General features: G+C 72.1%; 13 protein-coding genes. 6 read left to right on the top strand and 7 right to left on the bottom strand.

Annotation, left to right across the window (positions count from 1 at the left end):
- Positions 1–30 precede the first annotated feature (30 nt).
- The 6 genes from ACIG36_RS24800 to ACIG36_RS24775 all read left to right on the top strand — a co-directional run bounded on the left by ACIG36_RS24800 (position 31) and on the right by ACIG36_RS24775 (position 4,923).
- Positions 31–480, top strand: coding sequence for a MarR family winged helix-turn-helix transcriptional regulator (locus ACIG36_RS24800; RefSeq protein WP_399931763.1), 450 nt, complete (start codon positions 31–33; stop codon positions 478–480).
- Between the two features lie 27 nt (positions 481–507).
- Positions 508–1,878, top strand: a complete 1,371-nt coding sequence (locus ACIG36_RS24795; protein WP_399931761.1) for an MFS transporter — start codon at positions 508–510, stop codon at positions 1,876–1,878.
- A 63-nt stretch (positions 1,879–1,941) separates the two neighbouring features.
- On the top strand, positions 1,942–2,523 hold the full coding sequence (gene thpR / locus ACIG36_RS24790; RefSeq protein ID WP_399931759.1) for an RNA 2',3'-cyclic phosphodiesterase: 582 nt from the start codon (positions 1,942–1,944) through the stop codon (positions 2,521–2,523).
- 198 nt (positions 2,524–2,721) lie between these two features.
- Positions 2,722–3,711, top strand: a complete 990-nt coding sequence (locus ACIG36_RS24785) for an aldo/keto reductase (protein ID WP_399931757.1) — start codon at positions 2,722–2,724, stop codon at positions 3,709–3,711.
- 116 nt (positions 3,712–3,827) lie between these two features.
- Positions 3,828–4,685: a Scr1 family TA system antitoxin-like transcriptional regulator gene (locus ACIG36_RS24780; protein ID WP_399931754.1), complete on the top strand. Its 858-nt coding sequence runs from the start codon at positions 3,828–3,830 to the stop codon at positions 4,683–4,685.
- Complete coding sequence (locus tag ACIG36_RS24775) at positions 4,663–4,923, top strand: DUF397 domain-containing protein (protein WP_399931752.1); 261 nt, start codon at positions 4,663–4,665, stop codon at positions 4,921–4,923. The genes ACIG36_RS24780 and ACIG36_RS24775 overlap by 23 nt, the downstream gene beginning before the upstream one ends.
- Position 4,924: 1 nt before the next feature.
- On the opposite strand, the gene ACIG36_RS24770 is transcribed toward ACIG36_RS24775, so the two are convergent.
- The 7 genes from ACIG36_RS24770 to ACIG36_RS24740 all read right to left on the bottom strand — a co-directional run bounded on the left by ACIG36_RS24770 (position 4,925) and on the right by ACIG36_RS24740 (position 15,781).
- Positions 4,925–5,542 carry a TetR/AcrR family transcriptional regulator gene (locus tag ACIG36_RS24770; RefSeq protein WP_399931749.1) on the bottom strand — a complete coding sequence of 206 codons (618 nt, stop codon included), beginning with the start codon at positions 5,540–5,542 and terminating at the stop codon, positions 4,925–4,927.
- Positions 5,530–6,261 (bottom strand): enoyl-CoA hydratase family protein, encoded by a 732-nt coding sequence (locus ACIG36_RS24765; protein WP_399931747.1) that lies wholly within the window; start codon positions 6,259–6,261, stop codon positions 5,530–5,532. The genes ACIG36_RS24770 and ACIG36_RS24765 overlap by 13 nt, the downstream gene beginning before the upstream one ends.
- A gap of 17 nt (positions 6,262–6,278) precedes the next feature.
- Complete coding sequence (locus ACIG36_RS24760; RefSeq protein ID WP_399931745.1) at positions 6,279–7,430, bottom strand: acyl-CoA dehydrogenase family protein; 1,152 nt, start codon at positions 7,428–7,430, stop codon at positions 6,279–6,281.
- Positions 7,427–9,568 carry an acetyl/propionyl/methylcrotonyl-CoA carboxylase subunit alpha gene (locus ACIG36_RS24755; RefSeq protein WP_399931742.1) on the bottom strand — a complete coding sequence of 714 codons (2,142 nt, stop codon included), beginning with the start codon at positions 9,566–9,568 and terminating at the stop codon, positions 7,427–7,429. The genes ACIG36_RS24760 and ACIG36_RS24755 overlap by 4 nt, the downstream gene beginning before the upstream one ends.
- The gene (locus ACIG36_RS24750) at positions 9,552–11,156 is read right to left on the bottom strand and encodes an acyl-CoA carboxylase subunit beta (protein WP_399931739.1); all 1,605 of its coding nucleotides are present in this window, start codon (positions 11,154–11,156) and stop codon (positions 9,552–9,554) included. The genes ACIG36_RS24755 and ACIG36_RS24750 overlap by 17 nt, the downstream gene beginning before the upstream one ends.
- Positions 11,153–12,877, bottom strand: coding sequence for an acyclic terpene utilization AtuA family protein (locus tag ACIG36_RS24745; protein WP_399931736.1), 1,725 nt, complete (start codon positions 12,875–12,877; stop codon positions 11,153–11,155). Before ACIG36_RS24745 ends, ACIG36_RS24750 begins: the two co-directional genes overlap by 4 nt.
- Before the next feature lie 69 nt (positions 12,878–12,946).
- Entirely contained in the window at positions 12,947–15,781 is a 2,835-nt protein-coding gene (locus ACIG36_RS24740) for an FAD-binding and (Fe-S)-binding domain-containing protein (RefSeq protein ID WP_399931733.1), read from the bottom strand.
- Between the last annotated feature and the right edge of the window lie 111 nt (positions 15,782–15,892).

The raw sequence follows: 15,892 nt of genomic DNA, 5'->3' as shown, positions 1-15,892 counted from the left end.
TAGGGCAAGTAATGAGTTAATCTAATTGTCATGCCGGACCTGTCCCGCACCCTCGATGATCCAGACGACATCGCCGCCGTGAACGCCTTGCGGTCGGCCGTGATGCGACTGTCGCGCAGGCTCAAGCACCAGCGGGTCGACGAGTCGCTCAGCCCCGCCGAGATGTCGGTCCTGGGCACGCTCGCCCGCTGCGGCTCCGCCACACCCGGCGAGCTGGCCCGCAAGGAGCATGTGCAGCCGCCGTCGATGACCCGCATCGTCGCGCTGCTCGAGGGCAAGGGGCTGGTCAGGCTCGAGCCGCACCCCGAGGACCGCCGTCAGAAGGTGGTCCGGCAGACCGAGCAGGCCGAAGCCATGCTCGAGGAGAGCCGGCGCAGGCGCAACGCCTGGCTCACCGAACTGGCCGGGCAACTGGACGAGGACGAATGGGCGACGCTGCGCGCCGCCGCGCCCGTACTGGAGAAGCTCGCGCACCTGTAAGCGAACCGAGAAGGAGGCGAACCCACTTTGAGTTCGGGACACGGAGCAGACTCCGCCCCCGCACCGAACCGCCACCACGACGCACGCACCACCTCCCTGCACACCAAGGGGGGCACGTTCAGCTCGCTGCGCATCCGCAACTACCGGCTCTTCGCCGCCGGCCAAGTGGTGTCCAACACGGGCACGTGGATGCAGCGCATCGCCCAGGACTGGCTGGTCCTGAGCATCACCGGCTCCTCGGCCGCCGTCGGTATCACCACGGCACTGCAGTTCCTGCCCATGCTGTTCCTCGGGCTCTACGGCGGCGTCATAGCCGACCGTTCGCCCAAGCGACGGCTGCTGCTGATGACCCAGGCCGCCATGGGCCTCACCGGCCTCGGGCTCGCCGCGCTCACCCTCAGCGGGCACGTCGAGGTCTGGCACGTCTACCTCATGGCCTTCGCCCTCGGCCTGGTCACCGTCGTCGACAACCCCGCCCGGCAGGCGTTCGTCTCGGAGATGGTCGGACCGGCCGACCTGCGCAACGCCGTCAGCCTCAACTCCGCCAACTTCCAGTCCGCCCGGCTGGTCGGTCCGGCCGTCGCCGGTGTGCTGATCACCGCCGTGGGCAGCGGCTGGGCGTTCCTCCTCAACGGGCTGTCCTACGCCGCCCCCATCGCCGGCCTGCTGCTGATGCGCACCGCCGAGCTGCACAAGGCCGACCCCGCGCCGCGCGGCAAGGGCCAGCTCCGCGAGGGCCTGCGGCACGTGGCCGGACGGCCGGAGCTGATCTGGCCCATCGTGCTGGTCGGCTTCATCGGCACCTTCGGCTTCAACTTCTCCATCTGGCTCACGGCGTTCGTCAACGACGTCTTCCATGCCGACGCCAGTACCTACGGCCTGCTCAACACCCTGATGGCGGCCGGTTCGCTGGTCGGCGCGCTGCTCGCCGCCCGCCGGGGCACCTCGCGCATGCGGATGCTGGTGGGTGCCGCCGCCCTCTTCGGGCTGCTGGAGATCGCAGCCGCGCTCGCGCCCTCGTTCTGGGTGTTCGCGCTCCTGCTCGTACCGATCGGCATGTGCGGTCTGACGATCAACGTCACCGCCAACTCGAGCCTTCAGCTGGCGGCCGATCCCGCCATGCGGGGACGGGTGATGAGCCTGTTCATGATGGTGTTCATGGGCGGTACGCCCCTCGGTGCTCCCCTCGTCGGCTGGATCACCGACGTCCACGGCCCCCGCGTCGGCTTCCTCGCCGGAGGCGTCGTCTCCGCCCTGGCGGCCACCGGCATCGGCGTCGCACTGGCCCGCGCGGGCGGCCTGCGCCTGAAGGTCGGCCTGCGACGGGGACGGCCCCACGTGGCCTTCGTGCCGCGCGAGGCCCCCGCCGAGCGGGAAGCCGTGGCCACGGCCGCCTGACCCGTCAGGCGTGTCCCCCGGGCGGTCATCCGCCGTACGTCCCACCCGGGGGACACTGGCCCCATGCGACTGTTCGCCGCGGTGGTGCCCCCCGAATCCGCGATCGACGAACTGGCGGCCGAGGTGGCGCAATTGCGCGCCGCCCTGCCCGACCGGCACGGCCACCTCCGCTGGACCCCGCCCGCCCTGTGGCACTTCACCCTCGCCTTCCTCGGCGAGGTCGACGAGGCCCTGCTCCCCGAACTGGACGAGCGCCTGTCCCGCGCCGCCCACCGCCACCCGGCGCACGAGCTGCGCTTCGCCGGCGGCGGCCGCTTCGGCGACCGGATCCTGTGGGTCGGCGCGACCGGCTCCGTGGAGACCCTGGGCGCCCTCGCCCGCTCCACCGTCGCCGGCGCCCGCCGGTCCGGCGTGCACATGACCGACACCAAGCCCTTCCGCCCCCACCTCACCCTCGCCCGCACCACCGGCCACGTGAACCTCCGGCCCTACGCGGAGGAGCTCGCGGAGTTCCGCGGCCGCCGCTGGTGGGCCGAGCGGGTGGAGCTCGTCCGCAGCCACCTGCCCGCCTCCGGCGTCCCCGGCGAGCGCCCCCGCTACGAGACCCTCACCTCCTGGCCCCTGGGCACCCGGCGGGCTCCCTGACCGCTCCGGTTACGCTCGAGGGGTGGACCCGAAGACCAGAAACCGGATCATGACCGGTGCCCTCGCCGTGATGCTCGTCGTCGTCGCCGTGGTGGCCGCCGTGAGGTGACCCCCCCGCCCGTGCCCTCCCGTGACGCACCCGCCCCCGGGCGGGTCGGTCTTGCATGGAGCGCGCTCGAAGGCGTTGGGTAAGGGGGCATGGAGTACACGCAGCTCGGACGCACGGGACTCAAGGTCAGCCGGCTCGTCCTCGGCACCATGAACTTCGGCCCGCAGACCGACGAGCCCGACAGCCACGCCATCATGGACGCCGCGCTGGACGCGGGCATCAACTTCTTCGACACGGCGAACGTCTACGGCTGGGGCGAGAACAAGGGACGCACCGAGGAGATCATCGGCAGCTGGTTCGAGAAGGGCGGCGGCCGGCGCGAGAAGGTCGTGATCGCCACCAAGGTGTTCGGGAACATGGGCCCGGACGGCGCCGACTGGCCCAACCACGACCGCCTCTCCGCCGCGAACATCCGGCGGGCCGTCGACGGCAGCCTCAAGCGCCTCCGCACCGACCACATCGACCTCTACCAGTTCCACCACATCGACCGGCTGACCCCCATCGAGGAGATCTGGCAGGCCATCGACGTCCTGGTCCAGCAGGGCAAGATCCTCTACGCCGGTTCGTCGAACTTCCCCGGGTACAAGATCGCCCAGGCCAACGAGATCGCCGCCCGCCGCGGCAGCCTCGGCCTCGTCAGCGAGCAGTGCCTGTACAACCTCGCCGAGCGCCGCGCCGAGATGGAGGTCATCCCCGCCGCCCAGGAGTACGGCCTCGGCGTCATCCCCTGGTCGCCGCTGCACGGCGGCCTGCTCGGCGGCGTGATCAAAAAGTCGAACGAGGGCGCCCGCCGGGTCGCCGGCCGCTCGGCCGAAGCCCTCGCCAACACGGCCGTCCGCGATCAGATCCAGGCCTACGAGACCCTGCTCGACAAGCACGGCCACGCCCCCGGCGAGGTCGCCCTCGCCTGGCTGCTCACCCGCCCCGGCATCACCGGCCCGATCGTCGGCCCCCGGACCCTGGAGCAGCTGACGAGCGCCCTGCGCGCGGCCGAGCTCGAGCTGAGCGCGGAGCTGCTGGCCTCGCTGGACGAGATCTTCCCGGGTCCTGGCCCCTCGCCGGAGGCGTTCGCCTGGTGAGCTGACGGAGAGCGTCGGTTTTTTCACCGACTGTACAGAGCGCGTTGTGGTGCGGGGCTAGGCTCGGGAAGAGCGATGCGCGCCACAACGCGCCTGTATCAAGGGGGAGTTACGCCGTGGCCAAGGATTCCGCTTGGACGGGACGGTACGGACAGTCCAGGGTGGGCTGGGAGTTCTTCGGCACGGAGCTGAAGCGGCGGCGGGAGGCAGCCGGGCTCACGCAGCAGGAGCTGGGCAGACGGGTGTTCTGCTCGGGGTCCTACATCGGGCAGTTCGAGACCGGTGTGCGCAAGCCGCAGTTGGACGTCGCGGAGAGGATCGACGTCGAGCTGGGGACGGACGGGTTCTTCGCGCGGATGTGCGTGGAGCTGATCAATGCGTCACCGCATGCGGAGTGGTTTGCGGATGCGGCGTACCTCTATGGGCTGGCCACCACGATCAGTGAGTATGCGGCGACCTTCGTTCCGGGTGTGCTGCAGACCGCTGCCTATGCGCGTGCAGTGTTCGTGGGCAGCCACCCCTTTGCCCCGGAAGACGACATCCAAGCGCGGGTGACTGCCCGGCTCGAGCGAGCGCGCATCTTTGACCGGCCAACGGAGCTGTTGTGGTGGGCGGTTTTCGACGAGAGCGTCATCCGGCGCAAATTCGGTGGCTCGGCTGTAATGCACGAGCAGTTGATGCACATCTCGAAGCTGGCACGCGAGCGCCGGATCGGCGTGCAAGTGTTGCCCTTCGAAGCGGGCCATCCCGTGGTGGATGGCGCGTTGACTCTGATGACCTTTGAGGATGCGCCTTCGGTGGCGTACAGCGAAGGCCACCGGAGCGGAAACCTGCTGGATGATCCGGCGATGGTGGCTCAGTGCGAACGCTCCTACGAGCTTGCTAGAAGCGTTGCGCTGCCACCGGCCGAGTCTTTGTCTCTGATCGAATCGGTAGCGGAGGAGTTCGCACATGAACACGGCGAGTTGGCGTAAGAGCAGCTACAGCGGTGCCGGAGACGAGACCGGTCAGAACAACTGCGTAGAGGTCGCCATCTGGCACAAGAGCAGCTACAGCAATGGCGGGGACGAGAAGGGCGGTGGTAACTGCCTCGAAGTCGCCGACAACATACCCGGCATAGTCCCCGTCCGGGACAGCAAGGCGACCCACCGCCCCGCCCTCCTCTTCCCCACCCAATCGTGGGCAGCGTTCGTCGCTCACCTTTCGGCGTAGGTCAGCCGTCTCGGCCGTCCAAGACCCCCTCCAGAATTTCCACCCACTGCCGCACCACACCCTCACGCCGCGCCCTGTCGTCCGTCAGTAGCGTGGCGAGGCCGAGTCCCCGGGCCATGTCCAGGAAGCCCTGGACGGTCTCGCGTACGCCGGGCCGCTTCTCGTCCGCGTTGAGCAGTTCCACGGCCATGCGGTGGGCCTCGCGGCCGACGCGGGCCTCCAGTTCCGTCACGCGGGCCCGGAGGCCGCTGTGGTCGTTCGAGGCCGCGACCCACAGTTGCAGGGCGGCGCGGAACAGTGGCCCGGTGTACAGGTCGACGAGCCCGGTGAGGACGGTGTACCGGCGCGCTGGGCCGACGATCCACCCCGCCGTGCCGACCAGTGAGCGCAGCGCTGCCGAGCGCTCCTCTGCCACGTACTCGACGGCCGCAGTGAAGAGGTCCTCGCGGGTGGGGAAGTGGTGCTGGGCGGCGCCGCGCGAGACGCCCGCCCGTTCGGCGACGACGGCCACTGTCGAGCCCGCCCAGCCGTACTCCGCCAGACAGGTGATCGCCGCCTCCAACAGGCGCTGCCTCGTCACCCGGCTGCGGTCCTGCTTGGGGGAGGTCACAGCACCCACGCGGGATCCCTCTTCTCCAGGAACGCGGCCATGCCCTCCCGGGCCTCCGCTGAGGCGAACAGCCGTGCCGATCGCCTGGCCAGCACGTCCGTCTCGCGGTCGAAGGCGCGCAGGACCTCCGCCGTGACCAGGCGCTTGGACTCGGCGAGCCCCTGGGGCGACGCTCGCCGCAGCCCGGCCAACACCGGCCCGAGACCGTCGTCCCCGACGTCCGTCACCAGGCCGATCCGCGCCGCTTCCCGCGCGCCGAAGCGTTCGCCGGTCAGGAAGTAGCGTCCGGCGGCCCGTGCGTCGAGGCGGGGGAGCAGCGGTATGGAGATCACGGCGGGTGCGAGGCCGAGCAGCGACTCCGTGAAGGCGAACGACGAGGACTCTCCGGCCACGGCAATGTCGCATGCCCCCACCAGCCCCAGCCCTCCTGCCCGCACATGCCCCCGCACGTCGGCCACCACCGGCTTCCCCAGCGCGACGATCGACCTCATCAGTCCGGCGAGCTCGAGCGGCCCGGTCGGGGTCGGTTCGGTCAGGTCGGCGCCCGCGCAGAAGGTGTTGCCCGTGTGAGCGAGGACGACGGCCCGTACCCCCGGATCGTCACCGGCCTTTTCCATTCCCTCCCGCAGCTCGCCGACGAGGCGGGCGGACAGGGCGTTGCGATTGTGCGGGGAGTCCAGGGTGAGGGTGGTGATGCCGCGCTCGTGCGCGGTGCGGACCAGCGTCATCCGTAAGCCTCCTTCTCTCAGTAGGACTTGGGGAGCCCCAGCGTCCGGTGCGAGACGTAGTTGAGGATCATCTCCCGGCTGACCGGGGCGACGCGCGCGACCCTCGCCGCCGTGATCAGCGACGCCAGCCCGAACTCCTTGGTGAGGCCGTTGCCGCCGAGCGTGTGGACCGCTCGGTCGACGGCCTGCACTGCCGCCTCGGCGGCCGCGTACTTGGCCATGTTGGCGGCCTCGCCCGCGCCCGCGTCGTCACCGGCGTCGTACAGCCGGGCGGCCTCGTACATCATCAGCCGGGCCAGCTCGAGCTCGATGTGCGACTGGGCGAGCGGGTGGGCGACGGCCTGATGGGCGCCGATCGGCTCGTCCCACACGTGGCGGGTACGGGCGTACTCGACGGCCCGCGCGACCGCGTACCGGCCCATCCCGATCGCGAACGCGGCGGTCATGATGCGCTCGGGGTTGAGCCCGGCGAAGAGCTGCAGCAGCCCGGCGTCCTCGTCACCGACCAGCGCGTCCCCAGGCAGCCGCACATCATCCATCACCAGCTCGAACTGCTTCTCCGGGGAGGCGAGTTCCATGGGAATCTCGCGCCTCCCAAACCCCGGAGCGTCACGCTCCACGACGAACAAACACGGCTTGAGCCGGCCCGTTCCGGCGTCCTCCGTCCGCCCCACGACCAGCGTCGCATCGGCGACGTCGACACCCGAGATGAAGACCTTGCGACCGTTGAGAACCCACCCCGCGCCCTCCCTCCGGGCCGTGGTGGTGAGCCGGTGCGAGTTGGAACCGGCGTCCGGCTCGGTGATCCCGAAGGCCATCTTCACCGTGCCCGCCGCGAGGCCGGGCAGCCAGGTCCGTTTCTGCTCGTCGGTGCCGAAGCGGGCGATGACCGTGCCGCAGATGGCGGGGGAGACGACCATCAGCAGCAGCGGGCACCCGGCGGCACCCAGTTCCTCGAGCACGATGGCGAGTTCGGCGATTCCGGCGCCCCCACCGCCGTACTCCTCGGGGAGGTTGACCCCGAGATAGCCGAGCTTGCCGGCCTCCGCCCACAACTCGTCGGCATGTTTGCCCTCGCGCACAGCAGTGGCGAAGTACTCCCGCCCGTACCGCTGGGCCAGCCCGGCGACGGCAGCCCGCAAAGATCGATTCTCATCGGACTCGATCACGACGCCTCCTCATGAATCACAGCAAGGGATTCCCCCACCTGAACCTGCCGCCCGACGCCCACGCGCAACGCGCCGATCACCCCATCAACAGGCGCGACGACACGGTGCTCCATCTTCATGGCCTCCAGCCACAACAGCGGCTGCCCGGCCCGTACGAACTCGCCTTCGGCGACCCCGTCCGCGATACGGATCACGGTCCCGGGCATGGGGGCGAGCAGGGAACCGGCCTCGGTGCGCTTCGCAGCGGGATCAGGGAAGCGCGCCAGGGGAACGAGGGCGTACGAACCACCCTCCGGAATGTCGACGAAGACCTGCCTTCCGTAGTCGGCCACGTCGACGGTTCTCCGAACACCACCGGCTTCCAGGACCACATGATCGGACGCCGCATGCAGCAGCCGCACACCGGCGAACCCCTCCGCCGTCAGCCCCTCCCGGCCCAGCCGATACCGGATCTCGCACTCCTCACCGTCCGGCTCCGACCGGTAACGCTTGACCTGCGGCTGCGAAGGAACGTTGCGCCACCCACCGAACCGGGACCGCCCCTGAGCATCCGCGACAGCAGCCGCAAGCGCAGCGAGCCGCACATCTCCACCGCTCCCGGTCAGCTCGCCGAGATGCCGCTCGTAGAACCCGGTATCCATGCGCCCCCGAACGAACTCCGGATGACGAAGCGAGCGCACCAGCAGCTCACGGTTGGTGACCGGCCCGTGAATACGGGCGCGTTCCAGCGCATGGGCCAGCTGACGTACGGCTTCTTCCCGCGTCGGCGCCCAGGCGATGACCTTGGCGAGCAGCGGATCGTAGTGGACCCCGATCCGGTCACCGTCCTCGAACCCGGTGTCCACCCGGACGCCCGCAGCCGCGAACGGACGGGAGGTGACGGGGACTCCGGGGCGGGGGTCCGGGATGCTGCCGTGTATTTGCGGGCCCAATGCGGGGTCGAGCAATGGATCCTGGGTGCCGGGCCCGTAAATATACGATCCCGGACCCCCGCCCCGGAGGCCCCGGCGCCGGCCCCACGACGCGACCTCGGCCGCACCCACGGAGGCCGCACCCACGGAGGCCGCACCCACGGCGCCGCGGCCGACCGACAGCCGGTGTACGACCCCCGTCCCCGGCCGCCACCCCCGCGCGGGATCCTCGGCGTACAGCCGAGCCTCGACAGCATGCCCGTCAGCCCGAGGCGGTTCGCCCGGCAGGCGAGCGCCTTCGGCGACCCGCACCTGCAGGGCCACCAGATCGATCCCGTACACGGCTTCCGTCACCGGATGCTCGACCTGCAGCCGCGTATTCATTTCCAGAAACTGAACCCGCCCCTCGGCAGAGACCAGAAACTCGACGGTCCCGGCGCCCACGTACCCGACGGCGCGCGCAGCGCGAACGGATACAGCGCACAGCTCCCCCTCCACCCCGTCCGGCAACCCCGGCGCCGGCGCCTCCTCGATCACCTTCTGGTGCCGCCGCTGCAGCGAACAGTCGCGCGTCCCCAGCGTCCACACCCCACCGTGCGCGTCCGCCAGCACCTGCACTTCCACATGCCGCCCGCCCTCGACATACGGCTCGAGGAACACCTCGCCGTCCCCGAAGGCGGCGGCGGCCTCCGACCGGGCGGCGGCCAGCTCCCCGGGCAAGGCGGCCAACGAGCGGACGACGCGCATCCCGCGCCCACCCCCACCCCCCGCCGCCTTCACCAGCACCGGAAGGTCCGCCTCCGTGACCGACGCCGGATCGAGAACCCGACCCCCCATCAGCGACTTCGCCCGCGTCTTCGAGGCCATGGCCTCGATCGCCGAGGCCGGCGGCCCGATCCACACCAGCCCCGCGTCCACCACGGCCCGCGCGAACCCGGCGTCCTCCGACAGGAACCCGTACCCGGGATGCACGGCGTCGGCCCCGGCCGCCCGCGCGGCGGCGACGATCAGGTCGCCGCGCAGATACGTGTCGGTGGCCGCCACCCCCGGCAGCCGCACCGCCGCGTCGGCCTGGCGGACGTGCAACGCGTCGGCGTCGGCGTCCGAGTACACGGCGACGGTGGCGATGCCGAGTTCCCGGCACGTTCGGAAGATCCGGCAGGCGATCTCCCCGCGATTGGCGACGAGTACCGATGAGATCGAAGACGTGTCACATCCGGAAGACACCGAACCCCCCTTTCACGCCCTCGACGGGCGCCCCGCACACGGCGGACAGACACACCCCGAGCACCGTTCGCGTGTCGCGCGGATCGATGACCCCGTCGTCGTACAGCCGCCCGGAGAGGAACAGCGGCAGCGACTCGGCCTCGATCTGCCGTTCCACCACCGCCCGCAGCCCGGCGTCGGCGTCCTCGTCGTACGGCTGGCCCTTCGCCTCGGCCGAGGCCCGCGCGACGATCGACAGGACCCCGGCCAGCTGCTGCGGCCCCATCACGGCCGACTTCGCGCTGGGCCAGGCGAACAGGAACCGGGGGTCGTACGCCCGCCCGCACATCCCGTAGTGCCCGGCGCCGTAGGAGGCGCCCATCAGCACGGACAGGTGGGGCACCCGGGAGTTCGAGACGGCGTTGATCATCATGGCGCCGTGCTTGATGATGCCGCCCTGCTCGTAGTCGCGGCCGACCATGTAGCCGGTGGTGTTGTGCAGGAAGATCAGAGGGACATCTCGCTGATTGGCCAACTGGATGAACTGGGCGGCCTTTTGGGACTCAGCGCTGAAGAGGACCCCGCGAGCGTTGGCGAGCACCCCCACCGCATGGCCGTGCACCCGCGCCCACCCGGTCACCAGGCTCGGCCCGTACAGCGGTTTGAACTCGTCGAAGTCGGAGCCGTCGACGACGCGGGCGATGACCTCGCGGGGATCGAAGGGCACCTTGAGATCGCCGGGCACGATGCCGAGCAGCTCGTCCTCGTCGTAAAGCGGCGGCGGCGGCGAACCGCCACCCGGAGGCGCCCCGGCCTGCCGCCAGTTGAGCCGTCGGACGATCCGCCGTGCCTGCCACAGCGCGTCCGCCTCGTCGATGGCGAAGTGGTCGGCGAGCCCCGACACGCGCGCGTGCATGTCGGCTCCGCCCAGCGACTCGTCGTCGCTCTCCTCCCCGGTGGCCATCTTCACCAGCGGCGGGCCGCCGAGGAAGACCTTGGCGCGGTCCTTGACCATGACGACGTGGTCGGACATGCCGGGTACGTACGCGCCGCCGGCGGTCGAGTTGCCGAAGACGACGGCGACGGTGGGAATCCCGGCGGCGGACAGCCGGGTCAGATCGCGGAACAGCCCGCCCCCGGGGATGAAGATCTCCTTCTGGCTGGGCAGGTCGGCGCCGCCGGACTCCACGAGCGAGACGAGAGGTAGCCGGTTGACGCGGGCGATCTCGTTGGCCCGTAAGGCCTTCTTCAGCGTCCAGGGATTGCTGGCACCGCCGCGCACGGTCGGATCGTTGGCGGTGATGACGCATTCGACGCCCTCGACGACACCGATGCCCGTCACGATCGAGGCGCCGACGGCGTAGTCGCTGCCCCACGCGGCGAGGGGCGACAGCTCGAGGAAGGGGGTGTCGGGGTCGAGCAGCAGCTCGACGCGCTCGCGGGGCAGGAGCTTGCCGCGCGCCCGGTGGCGGGCGGTGTACTTCTCGCCGCCACCGGCGACGGCCTTGGCGTGCTCGGCCTCGACGGCGGTGAGCTTGTCGAGCATGGCGGCACGGCGGGCCGCGTACTCGGCGCCGGACGTGTCCAGGGCGGACGTCAGGACGGTCACAGCAGCACCTCCGGTATCTCCAGATGGCGGGCCCGCAGCCACTCGCCCACGGCCTTGGCCTGCGGGTCGAAGCGGGCGTGGGCGGCGACGCCCTCGCCGAGCAGGCCGTGGACGACGAAGTTCAGGGCCCGGAGGTTCGGCAGGACGTGCCGCTCGACGACGAGATCCGCCGTCTCCGGCAACAGCTGCCGGAACCGCTCGACGGTCAGCTCGTGCGCGAGCCACCGCCAGGCGTCGTCGGCGCGGACCCAGACCCCGACGTTGGCGTCGCCGCCCTTGTCGCCGCTCCGGGCCCCGGCGACGAGCCCGAGCGGGGCGCGGCGCGTGGGCCCCGGGGGCAGCGGCGGGGGGAGCGCCGCGTCGGGTACGCGCGCGTGGCCGGACTCCGCCGGTGCCGCAGCCGTCGGCACCGGCATCGGCACCGGCACCCGCGTTCCGTCCGGCAGCACCGCCACATGTGGCACCGCACCCGCGTCCACGTACACCGCCTCGAACACCCCGTACGGCGTCCCCTTGCCAGGCGGCGCGGCAAGGTGGAAGCCGGGGTAGCTCGCGAGCGCCAGCTCGACGCAGGCGGCGCCGACGGCCCGGCCCACCGCCGGGTCGGGGTCGCGGACGACGAGCCGCAGCAGGGCGCTGGCCGCCTCCTGGACGGGCGCGTCGGCGTGGTCGGTGCGGGCGAGGGTCCAGCGGGCCTCGGCGGGCCGGTGGCGGGCGAGGGCGTCGTCGAGCTGGGTGCGCACGAGGCGGGCCTTGGCCTCGATGTCGAGGCCGGTCAGGACGAATACGACCTCGTGGCGCAGGCCCCCGACCCGGGTCAGCCCGACCTTGAGGGTGGGCGGGGGTGCCTCGCCGCGCACGCCGTCGATCCGGACCCGGTCCGGCCCGTCGGGCGTGAGCCGTACGCTGTCGAGCCGAGCCGTGACGTCCGGCCCCAGGTAGCGGGCGCCGTCCGTCTCGTACAGCAGTTGCGCGGTGACCGTGGAGACGGTGACCGCGCCGCCCGTTCCGGGGTGTTTGGTGATGACGGACGAGCCGTCCGCGTGGATCTCGGCGAGGGGGAAGCCGGGGCGGCGCACGTCGTGTTCGCCGAAGAAGGCGTAGTTGCCGCCGGTGGCCTGGGCGCCGCATTCCAGGACGTGTCCGGCGACGACGGCGCCCGCCAGCGCGTCGAGGTCCTCGGCGCCCCAGCCGAAGTGGGCGGCGGCCGGTCCGGTGACGAGGGCGGCGTCGGTGACGCGGCCCGTCACCACCACGTCCGCGCCGGCCCGCAGGCAGGCGGCGATGCCCGCGCCGCCCAGGTAGGCGTTGGCGGTGAGCACACCGCCACCCCACCGGCCCTCGCCGTCCCCGTTGCCGTCACCCAGCAGGTCGTCACCGGTGACGTACGCGACGCGGACCGGCACGCCGACGCGGTCGGCCAGTTCGCGGATCCGCTCGGCGAGGCCGGCGGGGTTGAGGCCGCCGGCGTTGGTGACGAGCTTGACGTCACGCTCGGCGGCGAGGCCCAGCCCCTGCTCCAGTTGGTCCAGGAAGGTGCGGGCGTAGCCCCGGCGGGGGTCCTTCAGGCGGTCCTTGCCGAGGATCAGCATGGTGAGTTCGGCGAGGTAGTCGCCGGTGAGGACGTCCAGGGGGCCGCCGGTGAGCATGTCGTGGAGGGCGTCGAAGCGGTCGCCGTAGAAGCCGGAGGCGTTGCCGATGCGCAGTACGGATCGGGGCATGGCACGGCAGGGTGGCAGCGGCCGGGAAAACAAGCAAGCGTGCTTGCATCGTTTTCGGACGGGGCGCGCTCAGGCCGTGCCCCCGAGCGCGTCGGCGAGCACTTCCGCCAGGTGCCGCCCCCGCAGGCCCGCCAGTTGGGCGATCTGGGTGCGGCAGGAGAACCCGTCCGCCAGCACCACCGTGCCGTCCGGCGCCGCACGCAGGGACGGCAGCAGCTGTTCCTCCGCGCAGGCGACGGAGACGTCGTAGTGGCCGCGTTCGAAGCCGAAGTCGCCGGCCAAGCCGCAGCAGCCGCCGCTCAGCTCCCCTCGCAGGCCGGCGCGTTCGCGCAGCCGTCGTTCGGCCTCGTCCCCGAGGACGGAGTGCTGGTGGCAGTGGGTCTGCCCGGCGACCCTCCGGTCGACGTGCGGCGGCCGCCACTTCGGCGCGAATTCCTCCAGGCCCTGGGCGAAGGTCCGCACCAGCGAGGCGAGTTGTCCGGCACGCGGGTCGTCGGGGAGCAGTGCGGGCAGGTCGGTGCGGAGGGTGGCCGTGCAGCTCGGTTCGAGGCCGACGACGGGCAGGCCGGCGGTCAGGGCGGGTGCCAGGGCGTTGAGTGTGCGGCGGGCGACCGTGCGGGCGCGGTCGAGCTGGCCGGTGGAGATCCAGGTCAGCCCGCAGCACACCGCTCGGGGCGGGACGGTCACGCGCAGCCCGGCGTCCTCCAGGACGGCCACGGCGGCGCGGCCCACGGCCGGGGTGAGGTGGTTGGTGAACGTGTCGGGCCACAGCACAACGGTCGGCCGCCCTCGGGCCGTGTCTGCCGCCGCGCCGTCCCGTCGCCGCCACCAGCGCGTGAAAGGCTCCGGTGCCACTGCCGGGATGCTCCGCCGTGGGTCGATGCCCGCGACCCGCTTCGCCACCGCCGCGAGCGGCCGGGCCCCGGCCGCCGCGTTGAACAGGGGTGCGGCACGCAGTGCCGCCGCGCCGCGGAGCCAGAGCGGCAGCCATCCCATCGCGTAGTGGGTCGCAGGACGGAGCCGCCCGGCGTAGTGGTGGTGCAGGAACTCGGCCTTGTACGTGGCCATGTCGACACCCACCGGGCAGTCGCTGTGGCACCCCTTGCACGCCAGGCACAGGTCCAGCGCCTCCCGCACCTCCCGGGACCGCCAGCCGTCCGTCACCACCTCGCCCGCCAGCATCTCGTGCAGCAGCCGGGCCCGGCCGCGCGTGGAGTGCCGTTCCTCGCCTGTCACCCGGAACGAGGGACACATCACGCCCGTACCGGCCGTCGTCTCCCGGCACTTGGCGACCCCGACGCACCGCCTGACCGCCGCCGTGAAGTCCCCGCCGTCACCCGGATAGCCGAACGCGACGTCCACCGGCCCGCGCCGCGTCAGGGCGTCGAAGCGCAGGTTCTCGTCGATCCGGTACGGGCGGACGAGCATGCCCGGGTTGAGGCCGCCCGCCGGATCCCAGAGGTCCTTGAAGCGCTCGAAGAGCCGTACGACCTCGCTTCCGTACATCCTCGGCAGCAGCTCGGCCCGCGCCTGGCCGTCGCCGTGCTCGCCGGACAGCGAGCCGCCGTGCGCCACCACCAGGTCGGCCAGCTCGCCGGAGAACGCGCGGTAGCGGCGCACGCCGTCCGGGCTCAGCAGGTCGAAGTCCACGCGCGCGTGCACGCAGCCCTCGCCGAAGTGGCCGAAAGGCGCGCCCCGCAGCCCGTAGCGGTCCAACAGGGCCCGGAAGTCGCGCAGATAGGTGCCGAGCCGGTCGGGCGGGACCGCGCAGTCCTCCCAGCCGGGCCAGGCCTCGCCGCCGTCGGGCAGCCGGGTGGCGGTCCCGGCCGCGTCCTCCCGTACGCGCCACAGCGCTCGCTGTGCCGCGGGCTCCTCGACGACGGCGTGCCCGGCCGCGCCGTCCGTCACAGCCGCCCGGCACAGTGCGGCCGCCCGCGCCGCCGCCTCGGCGGGCGTCGCGCCGCCGACCTCGACGAACAGCCAGGCCGCGCCCTTGGGCAGCAGCCTGGCGACGTCCGCGACGACCAGATCGGCGGCCATGCCCTCGACCGTCAGCGGCCTGTGCGGCAGCAGTGCGGGCGCCGCGTCCGCCGCCGCGCTCTCGTCCGGGTACCCGAGCACCGCCAGCGCACGGGCGCCCGGCAGGGCGACGAGCCGCAGCGTCGCCTCGGTCAGCACCCCGAGCGTGCCCTCGCTCCCGGTGAAGGCGCGGGCGACGTCGGTGCCCCGCTCGGGCAGCAGTGCGTCCAGCGCGTAGCCGGAGATGCGGCGCGGCAGCTCGGGGAAGCCGGTGCGCAGCAGGGCGAGGTTGCCGTCGGCCAGTTCCCGTACGCCGCGGGCCAGTCCGGCCGGCAGCCCGTCGAGGCCGCGGCCGAGCGCGCAGGGCCGGCCGTCGTAGGTCAGCACCTCGAGGCCGCGCACGTTGTCGGCGGTGGTGCCCCAGGCGACGGAGTGCGCGCCGCAGGCGTTGTTGCCGATCATTCCGCCGAGCGTGCACCGTCCGTGCGTCGACGGGTCGGGTCCGAACGTCAGCCCGTACGCGCGCGTGGCGGCCCGCAGCGTGTCGAGCACGACGCCCGGCTGCACCACGGCCGTACGGGTGTCGGCGTCGACGGCCGTGATGGTGTTCATGTGCCGGGTGAAGTCGAGCACCACGCCCTCGCCGGTGGCCTGCCCGGCGACGGACGTCCCGCCCCCGCGCGGCACCACCGCCACGTCGTGCTCGCGGCACACGGCGAGCGCGGCGGCCACGTCGTCGGCGTCGCGCGGGGCGACGACACCGAGGGGGACGCGTCGGTAGTTCGACGCGTCCATGGTCATCAGCGCCCGTGTCCCGGCGTCGAAGGCCACCTCGCCGCGCACCACGGCGCGCAGGGCCCGTTCCAGTGCCTCGCTCACACCCATGAGGGCCATACTGCGCGCAGCGGGCGTCATGCGGACAGAAGGCGCGGGGCGGTGCGCCGCCCCGCGCATGAACCGCATCTCATCCGGTGGACCGGCACCCCCTGACCTCCG

The sequence above is a fragment of the Streptomyces sp. NPDC053048 genome (assembly GCF_044547045.1).
Lineage (GTDB): Bacteria > Actinomycetota > Actinomycetes > Streptomycetales > Streptomycetaceae > Streptomyces.
Note: the sequence above shows the minus strand (reverse complement) of the source record. Positions and strands in the feature narration are given on the sequence as shown.